General features: G+C 76.7%; 3 protein-coding genes. All 3 read right to left on the minus strand.

The window, feature by feature from the left end; all coding sequences use genetic code 11:
• A partial coding sequence (locus tag AC1DUQ_RS20395) for an FtsX-like permease family protein (RefSeq protein WP_477074487.1) occupies positions 1–1,276 on the minus strand: 1,276 nt, incomplete at its 3' end.
• Positions 1,269–1,931: an ABC transporter ATP-binding protein gene (locus AC1DUQ_RS20400; protein ID WP_477062774.1), complete on the minus strand. Its 663-nt coding sequence runs from the start codon at positions 1,929–1,931 to the stop codon at positions 1,269–1,271. The genes AC1DUQ_RS20395 and AC1DUQ_RS20400, both read right to left, overlap by 8 nt.
• 17 nt (positions 1,932–1,948) lie before the next feature.
• The coding region (locus tag AC1DUQ_RS20405; RefSeq protein ID WP_477074488.1) for an ABC transporter ATP-binding protein at positions 1,949–2,656 on the minus strand (708 nt) is incomplete at its 5' end.

The following is a 2,656-nucleotide window of genomic DNA, read 5'->3' on the forward strand; positions in this document are numbered from 1 at the left end:
GCGCCAGGGTGCCCGCCGCCACGCAGGCGACGACCAGCAGCCAGCCGTCCGCGGTCGGCCCGGCGGGGCCGGCACCGCTGGCGGCCCACACGTCCGCGAGCGGCCCCGTGCGCGTGACCAGCAGGTAGCCGGCCGCGGCGAGGGGCACGGCGAGCACCACACCCGCCAGCGCGAGCGCGAGGCCCTCGCCGGCCGCCGCGCCCGCGAGCTGCGAGCGGCTGGCACCGCGATCGGACAGGAGCGCGGTGTCGGTGCTGCGCCGCGTCGCCAGCAGGCGGGTGAGCAGGGCGATCGCGGCTCCGGCCAGCGTCGCCACCAGCAGCACCGTCGTGAGGACCAGYGCGGCGGTGACGTCGAGCTGGCGACGCGCGTCCGCGACGAAGCCCGGCAGGCGCGAGGCCGCCGTCACGGAGGCCAGCCGGTCACCGGCCTCCCGGTCCAGGGTGGCCCCGAGCCGGGCGACCCGGTCGGCCGCGTCGCCCAGGGCGTCGACGTGCGCGGTGAGGTCGGCGTCCGCCTGGATGCTCACCCGTCCGACCGGCGCGTCGGCGGCCAGCAGGGTCCCCGGGGCGACGATGAGCGGGCCGTACAGGGGCAGCCACCCGGAGTCGAGGTCCGCACCGGCCCCGCGCAGACGGTCCCGGTCCCACGCACCGGACGCGTCGCGCTCGACGAGGCCGACGACCACGAGCGGGGTCGACCCGAGGCTGAGCAGGTCTCCGACGCCCAGCCCGAGGAGCTTCGCGGTGGTGGTCGGCAGGACGACCTCGGTCGGTCCGCCCTCCGACCCGCCGGAGGCGGCCGGCCATCGCCCGGCCTCGATCGATGCGTGCTCCTCGACGGTGTCCGCGTCCAGCAGGTACGCGAGCCGGGCAGGGGCGCCGGGCAGGCGCGCGGGCGGTGTCGAGAGCCAGACCGACTCCGTGGCGTCGAGCGGGGCGAGCGCCCCACGCAGGGCGGGCAGCAGGTCGTCGACGACGGCCGTCGCACCGGGCGGGTCGTCGTCCGACGCGCCGTCGGTCCGCGCGGTCACGGTGACCAGGTCCGCGCGGCTCGCGGCGCCCAGGCCGGTCGCGTCGCTCGTCCTGCCCGTACCGTCGGCGGACGCCGCCGCGGCGGCCAGGGCGGCCTGGCGACCTGGGCCGACCAGCAGCACCCCGGTCCCCACGAACGCCCCGCTGAGCACCATGACCACCAGCACGGCCGCCAGCAGCTGCCACTGCGCCGCCGCCCGGCGGACCACGGGACCCGCCGGGAAGCCCCGGCGCTCAGGCATCGGTGAGGTGACCGTCGACGATCCGCACCACCCGGTCGGCGAGCGCGATCATCACGGGGTCGTGCGTGGCGACGACGGCGGCCATGCCCTCGGCCTCGACGACACCACGGATGAGGGCCATCACGGCCAGGCCGGTGTCGGTGTCCAGCTGGCCCGTGGGCTCGTCGGCCACGAGCAGCCGCGGCGACGCCGCCAGTGCACGGGCGATCGCCACCCGCTGCATCTGACCGCCGGACATCTCGTCGGGGCGCTGCTCGGCGTGCCCGCCGAGGCCCACGAGGTCGAGCAGCAGCCGCACCCGGCGCTCACGGTCCTCGACCGTGAGCCGCCTCAGCCGCAGCGGCAGGCCCACGTTCTCCGCGGCCGTGAGGTCCGCCAGCAGCCCGAACGTCTGGAACACGAACGCGACGGAGTGCTGACGCAGCGCGTCGAGGCCGTCGTCGTCGAGCGCGGTCACGTCCACGCCCTGCACCACCACCTCGCCCGCGTCCGGGCGGTCGAGCCCACCCACGATGTTGAGGAGGGTGGTCTTGCCCGAGCCGGACCGGCCGACCAGAGCGACCATCTCCCCCGGCGCCACCTCGAACGACACGTCGCGCAGCGCGTGGACCGCGGTGTGCCCGGTCCCGTACGTGCGACGCACGCCGCGCACCATGAGCGCCGGAGCCACGCTCACCGGGCGACCACGTCGGGCAGCAGCGAGACGCGGTCAGCCTCGAGCGCGAGCCGTACCCGCCGCGTCAGTGCCAGGGCCTCCCGGTACTCGCGGGGAACCTGGACGCGTCCGGCACGGTCCATGACCGCGTACTCCTGCGCGATCACCCGGGACGCACCGTCCTCCGCGACCTCCGTCCGGCGCAGCACCTCGGTGCTGGTCCGGCCGTCCCGGACCGCGACGGTGCGTTCTACCTGGTCGCTCACGGCCGGGTCGTGCGTCACCACGACGACCGTCACGCCGGCCTCGTGCTGCGCGAGCCGCAGGGTGTCGAACACCTCCTGCGCCGTGGCGGAGTCGAGCTCGCCCGTCGGCTCGTCGGCCAGCAGGAGCCGGGGCCCGTTGGCGAGTGCGACCGCGATCGCGGTGCGCTGCTGCTCGCCCCCGGACATCTGCGACGGCAGCCGGTCGGCGCAGTGGCCGACCCCGACCGTTTCCAGCAGCTCGTCGGCGCGGGCACGACGGGCTCGCGGCCCGCGGCCGGCCAGCGCGAGCGGCAGCTCGACGTTGCCGCGCGCCGTGAGGTACTGCACGAGGTTGCGCGCGGTCTGCTGGCGGACGAACCCGACGACGTCACGCCGGTAGGCGAGGCGCTGCGCGCGGGTCAACGCCGTGAGGTCCCAGCCCGCCACCCGCACACTGCCCGCCGTCGGCAGGTCCGCGCC

The sequence above is a fragment of the Cellulomonas sp. P4_B5_2 genome, from assembly GCF_056402235.1.

Excerpts from the sequence above, each read along its gene's own strand:
- AC1DUQ_RS20400 (WP_477062774.1), bottom strand. The coding sequence starts at position 1,931 with ATGGTGCGCGGCGTGCGTCGCACGTACGGGACCGGGCACACCGCGGTC.